Below are 5,207 nucleotides of genomic sequence, written 5' to 3' on the forward strand. Positions count from 1 at the left end.
GGAGCGGGGGGCGTTCTGTCATGAGGGCTGGATCAGAAGTCCATGCCGCCCGACGGGTCACCCATCGGAGCAGCAGCCTTCTCGGGCTTGTCAGCCACGACGACCTCGGTGGTGAGGAAGAGAGCCGCGATCGAGGCTGCATTCTGCAGCGCCGAGCGGGTCACCTTCGCCGGGTCGATGATTCCCGCAGCGAACATGTCGACGTACTCACCGGTGGCCGCGTTGAGGCCCTGACCCGAGGGGAGCTCGGAGACCTTGTTCGCGACGACACCCGGCTCGAGACCGGCGTTCAGCGCGATCTGCTTGAGCGGAGCCTCGATCGCGACGCGAACGATGTTCGCACCGGTCGCCTCGTCGCCCGAAAGCGTCAGGCCGTCGAGAGCCTTCGTGCCCGACTGGATCAGCGCGACACCACCGCCGGGGACGATGCCCTCTTCGACGGCTGCCTTCGCGTTGCGGACGGCGTCTTCGATGCGGTGCTTGCGCTCCTTGAGCTCGACCTCGGTGGCCGCGCCCGCCTTGATGACGGCGACGCCACCGGCGAGCTTCGCCAGACGCTCCTGCAGCTTCTCACGGTCGTAGTCGCTGTCGGTGTTCTCGATCTCACGACGGATCTGCGTGACGCGACCCTCGATCTGGTCTGCCTCACCGGCGCCCTCGACGATCGTGGTCTCGTCCTTGGTGACGATGACCTTGCGCGCACGGCCGAGCAGGTCGAGCGTGGCGTTCTCCAGCTTGAGGCCGACCTCTTCGGTGATGACCTGACCACCGGTGAGGATCGCGATGTCCTGCAGCTGCGCCTTGCGGCGGTCGCCGAAGCCAGGAGCCTTGACGGCGACCGACTTGAAGATGCCCTTGAGTTTGTTCAGCACGAGCGTCGCGAGAGCCTCGCCCTCGACGTCCTCGGCAATGATGACGAGCTCCTTGCCGTCCTGGATCACCTTGTCGACGATGGGCAGCAGGTCCTTGATGTTGGAGACCTTCTGGTTCGCGATGAGGATGTACGGGTCTTCGAAGACCGCTTCCTGGCGCTCCGGGTCCGTGACGAAGTACGGGTTCAGGTAGCCCTTGTCGAAGCGCATGCCCTCGGTGAGCTCGAGCTCGGTGCCGAACGTCTGCGACTCCTCGACGGTGACGACGCCTTCCTTGCCGACCTTGTCGATCGCCTCGGCGATGAGCTCGCCGATCGCCGGGTCTGCAGCGGAGATGGATGCCGTGGCGGCGATCTGCTCCTTGGAGTCGATCTCCTTGGCGCTCGAGAGGAGCTCCTCGGTGATCGCGGCGACGGCCTTCTCGATGCCGCGCTTGAGCGAGATGGGGTCGGCGCCGGCTGCGACGTTGCGCAGGCCCTCGCGGACCAGAGCCTGTGCGAGGACCGTGGCGGTGGTGGTGCCGTCACCCGCGACGTCGTCGGTCTTCTTCGCGACCTCCTTGACGAGCTCCGCGCCGATCTTCTCGTACGGGTCGTCCAGCTCGATCTCCTTGGCGATGGAGACACCGTCATTCGTGATCGTGGGAGCGCCCCACTTCTTCTCGAGGACGACGTTGCGACCGCGCGGGCCGAGGGTCACCTTGACCGCGTCGGCGAGGATGTTGAGGCCGCGCTCGAGGCCGCGGCGGGCCTCCTCATCGAAAGCAATGATCTTTGCCATGAGTTTTTTCGTCCCTCCTGGACGTAGACGTTGGGTTTAGCACTCAGAGTGTGAGAGTGCTAACGCCATTCTGGCACTCGACACCTTCGAGTGCAAGCCGCCGGAGGCGGGGCGCATCCCGACGTCAGGAGGCAGGCGCCTCTTCCGGCGTCTCAGGTGCCGAGGTAGACCGATCGAGGCCGATCACGACGGTGAACTGCGTCTGTCCGTCCTCCGTCTGACCGGAGTAGTAGTCGCTCTGCTGCACGGCTGCACCGCCGAGGAGGTCAGCCAGACCGACGGCTGCCAGTTCGTCCGCGTCTTCGACGTAGAACACGGTCGTGTTGGCGAAATCCTGACTGGAGCTGTCGCCCGCGAAGACGTTGTCAGCAGCCCAGCCGTTGTTGATGAGCGTGTCGCGCATGCGCGTGTCGGCGCCCTCGTCGGGCGTGCCGTTCAGGATCATCACCGAGATGCTGGGGTCGACGATCCCCGTCTCCTCCGGCGTCGGAACAGCGCTCGGCGCCGCGTCGGGGAACAGCGAGACACGGCCCATGACCACCAGCGAGCCGAAGATGCCGGCGATGATGAGCACGAGTGCAGCCACGAACGACCAGAGCAGCACGACCCAGCCGTTCATCCCCGGCGCTTCGGCTCGGTGCGCTCCCACCCGTCCGGACGTACGGGGAGCATCATCGAAGCGATCGCGGGTGGGCTTTGACACCCCTCGATGCTAGCGGCACCTTCCTGTCAATCCGTTTCGCCGCCGGGCCGGAGGCGCGCGCGTCGCCGGAGAGCAGTCACCGGAGAGGCTCAGCCGACGAAACCGGGCAGCCGCGCGCTGCGCCGGGTCGCACGCGAATCGCGGAGTCGGCGGAGGCGGCGTACCAGCATCGGATCGTATTCGAGCGCGGACTCGGAATCGATCAGTCGTCCGAGCAGCTGGTAGTAGCGTGCGGCGCTCATCCCGAGCTGGGCGCGGATGATCTCTTCCTTCGCCCCGCTGTGGCGCGGCCATGCCGCTTCCAGGGCGAGGATCGCGCGATCGCGCTCCGTGAGATCTCCGAGCATGGCTCCAGGTTAGGACGCATCCGCCGGCAGGCCGGGTCGCCACTCCCACCATCGACCGAGCGGATCTGCGGCCGCGCGGACCCGTCCGTCGAGCGCCACCACGAACCCCCGCCACCGATCCGGATCGACGGGCGGCTCCCAGGCGTCGGTCACCGCGGGCGGATCGATCGTGATCCAGCGGGCGTCCATGCGCGAGATCCTCGCGATCAGCGCCGTCCGCTCCACCCGAGGGATGTGCACCAGCACGCCAGGAGTGGTGATGACGAGGGTCGCCTGCGGGGGTGCCGCCGACGCCAGCGCGGCGAGGTGCGTGCCGGCGTCCCCTTCCACCAGAAGAGGAGGATCACCGGCTGCGATGTCGAGGGCGGCCTCGATGCGCTCCTCGCGCCCCGGCTCCCCCGGCCACACGAGACCGCGCAGCCAACGCCGATCGCGTTCGTCGGCGGCATCGAGCGGCGCCAGGTCGATCCCGGCACGCCACACCACCTCCGGCATCCGGAGCGCGGGAAGCGGACCGGTCACCCGGCTCTCGAGCACGACCGTCGAGACGCCGTCCGCCGGGTCGAGGCCGGCGCGGAGCACACCGTCCTCGTCCACGAAGCGATACGAGTACCGATCGGGGTAGAGACAGAGTCCCGCCGACGCCCCGATCTCGAGAAGCGCGATCGGCCCCTCGATCTCGGAGAGCACCGGCAGAAGTGCCGCGAGACGGAGCGGCTCGTTCGTCTGCAAAGACCTGCGCGCGCACTCGACGACGATCTCGTCCGCATTCCGAAGCACGAAAGCACGCCACCGCGCATACGGCTCGAGCGGGACGCCGAGCAGACGGGTCACGGCGAACACGAGCGGCGGCTGGCGCCTCGTCTCCGGGATCCGGAACAGGATGCGCTGCACCTCCTCATCCCCGGCGACCCCCGCCGCCCACTCGCCATACAGCGCGCTCCGCCCCGGAGCCTCGTCACGGGCGAATCGCGCGTAGCGCTCCTGCACGGCATCCGTCATCCGTCCATTCTGACGCGCAGCGCCCGAGGCCTCGTCCGACGAGAGAGAATGGAGTGGACTGAGGAGGACACATGTCGTACAGCGTGGACAAGACCGAAGACGAATGGCGCCGCGAGCTCGGCGATGAGCAGTACGCCGTGCTGCGTCAGGCCGCGACCGAGCGCGCCTGGACGGGTGAGCTGCTCGATGAGGAGCGCGCAGGCCTCTACACCTGCGGGGCGTGCAACGCGGAGCTCTTCAAGAGTGGAACCAAATTCGACTCCGGATGCGGCTGGCCGAGCTTCTACGAGTCGATCCGCCCCGACGCGGTCGAACTCATCGAGGACGACAGCCTGGGCATGGTGCGAACGGAGGTGCGTTGCGCCAACTGCGGCTCGCACCTCGGTCATGTTTTCCCCGACGGGTTCGGCACGCCGACCGGAGATCGTTACTGCATGAACTCGATCGCGATGAACTTCACCCCCGACGCCTCGTGAGTGCTCTCGACGCGGTCCGCGCGCGTCAGTCCTGGTCGAAGGTCGACGAGACGGCGCCGAGCCGTGAAGAGCTGCTGACGTTCGTCGCCGCAGCGGGTCGCGTCGCGGATCACTCCTCGCTCCGTCCGTGGCGGCTCATCGAACTGCGCGGAGCCGATCGCGAGATGCTCGGCGCTGCCATCGCCAAAGCTCAGGGAGACGCGACCCCGTCGTCGAAGCCGCTGCGCGCACCGCTGCTGATCGCGGTCGTCGCCAGCTATCGCAAGAGCGAGAAGGTCCCGCGGTGGGAGCAGGAGGCCGTCGCCTCCGGAGTCGCCCACACCCTGAGCCTGCTCCTCGATGAAGCCGGCTGGGGCGTCATCTGGCGCACGGGGCACTACACGCGCGCGAAGGCCGTCGCCAAGGCGCACGGCCTCGACAAGAACGAGGAACTCCTCGGCTGGCTGTACGTGGGAGGCAAGCCCGCGGGCAAGAAGCCCGGCCGCCGCAAGGCCGTGGATGCACGCAAGCTGATCACGCGGATGCCGAAGGCCGGGGCGAAGAAGGCGAAGAAGAAGTAACGCGTCAGCGGCGGCGTCTTCGCGGAACGGCGACGATCACGGACGCCACCGCGACGACGACCATGGCGATGACCTGCCAGAGGGCCGGTCCTGCTGCCGGAGGCCAGATCAGGTCGATCACGACCGACGTCACGAGCTGCCCGAGCACGGAGCCCAGCCCCATCAGGAGCACACCGGTGTGCGCGACGATGAACGCGCCGAGCAGGATGTAGGCCGCGCCGAGGAACCCGCCCAGGTACAGCCACGGCTCGACGGGGAGCGCATCGGGCATCCCGCGGAAGGCGATGCTCGTCCCGGCCGCGAGCAGCAGGATGACGGTGCCGGTGATGAAGCTCATCAGAGTCGCGGCGAGCGGCGACTGCACACGCTGCGAAAGGCGACCGTTCGTGGCCGCCTGCCACGCGATTCCGACTCCGGCGGCGAACGGCAGCAGCAGCATCCACAGCGGGGCGGTGGCGAGCACGTCG

General features: G+C 67.9%; 7 protein-coding genes. 2 read left to right on the top strand and 5 right to left on the bottom strand.

What is annotated here, in order from left to right:
* Nucleotides 1–32: 32 nt before the first annotated feature.
* From groL to ACNPM4_RS10400, 4 genes are all read right to left on the bottom strand, one after another.
* Nucleotides 33–1,652 carry a chaperonin GroEL gene (groL, locus tag ACNPM4_RS10385; RefSeq protein WP_029262745.1) on the bottom strand — a complete coding sequence of 540 codons (1,620 nt, stop codon included), beginning with the start codon at nt 1,650–1,652 and terminating at the stop codon, nt 33–35.
* A 124-nt stretch (nt 1,653–1,776) separates the two neighbouring features.
* The gene (locus tag ACNPM4_RS10390) at nt 1,777–2,355 is read right to left on the bottom strand and encodes a LytR C-terminal domain-containing protein (protein WP_029273976.1); all 579 of its coding nucleotides are present in this window, start codon (nt 2,353–2,355) and stop codon (nt 1,777–1,779) included.
* Nucleotides 2,356–2,444: 89 nt separating this feature from the next.
* Nucleotides 2,445–2,702: a DUF3263 domain-containing protein gene (locus ACNPM4_RS10395; protein WP_029262747.1), complete on the bottom strand. Its 258-nt coding sequence runs from the start codon at nt 2,700–2,702 to the stop codon at nt 2,445–2,447.
* Between the two features lie 9 nt (nt 2,703–2,711).
* Complete coding sequence (locus ACNPM4_RS10400; protein ID WP_448985614.1) at nt 2,712–3,704, bottom strand: DUF2332 family protein; 993 nt, start codon at nt 3,702–3,704, stop codon at nt 2,712–2,714.
* 71 nt (nt 3,705–3,775) lie between these two features.
* On the opposite strand from ACNPM4_RS10400, the gene msrB reads away from it, so the two are divergent.
* Both msrB and ACNPM4_RS10410 read left to right on the top strand, forming a co-directional pair.
* Entirely contained in the window at nt 3,776–4,180 is a 405-nt protein-coding gene (msrB, locus tag ACNPM4_RS10405; RefSeq protein WP_029262749.1) for a peptide-methionine (R)-S-oxide reductase MsrB, read from the top strand.
* Entirely contained in the window at nt 4,177–4,740 is a 564-nt protein-coding gene (locus tag ACNPM4_RS10410; protein WP_029273975.1) for a nitroreductase family protein, read from the top strand. Before msrB ends, ACNPM4_RS10410 begins: the two co-directional genes overlap by 4 nt.
* Nucleotides 4,741–4,744: 4 nt before the next feature.
* Here the strand turns inward: ACNPM4_RS10410 and ACNPM4_RS10415 are convergent.
* On the bottom strand, nt 4,745–5,207 hold a 463-nt coding region (locus ACNPM4_RS10415; protein ID WP_448985616.1), incomplete at its 5' end, for a DMT family transporter.

This window comes from Microbacterium umsixpiens, from assembly GCF_053543675.1.

What these genes read in the sequence shown, in the direction of transcription:
- groL (WP_029262745.1), bottom strand. Translation starts at nt 1,652, where the DNA reads ATGGCAAAGATCATTGCTTTCGATGAGGAGGCCCGCCGCGGCCTCGAG.
- ACNPM4_RS10395 (WP_029262747.1), bottom strand. Translation starts at nt 2,702, where the DNA reads ATGCTCGGAGATCTCACGGAGCGCGATCGCGCGATCCTCGCCCTGGAA.
- ACNPM4_RS10400 (WP_448985614.1), bottom strand. Translation starts at nt 3,704, where the DNA reads ATGACGGATGCCGTGCAGGAGCGCTACGCGCGATTCGCCCGTGACGAG.
- msrB (WP_029262749.1), top strand. Translation starts at nt 3,776, where the DNA reads ATGTCGTACAGCGTGGACAAGACCGAAGACGAATGGCGCCGCGAGCTC.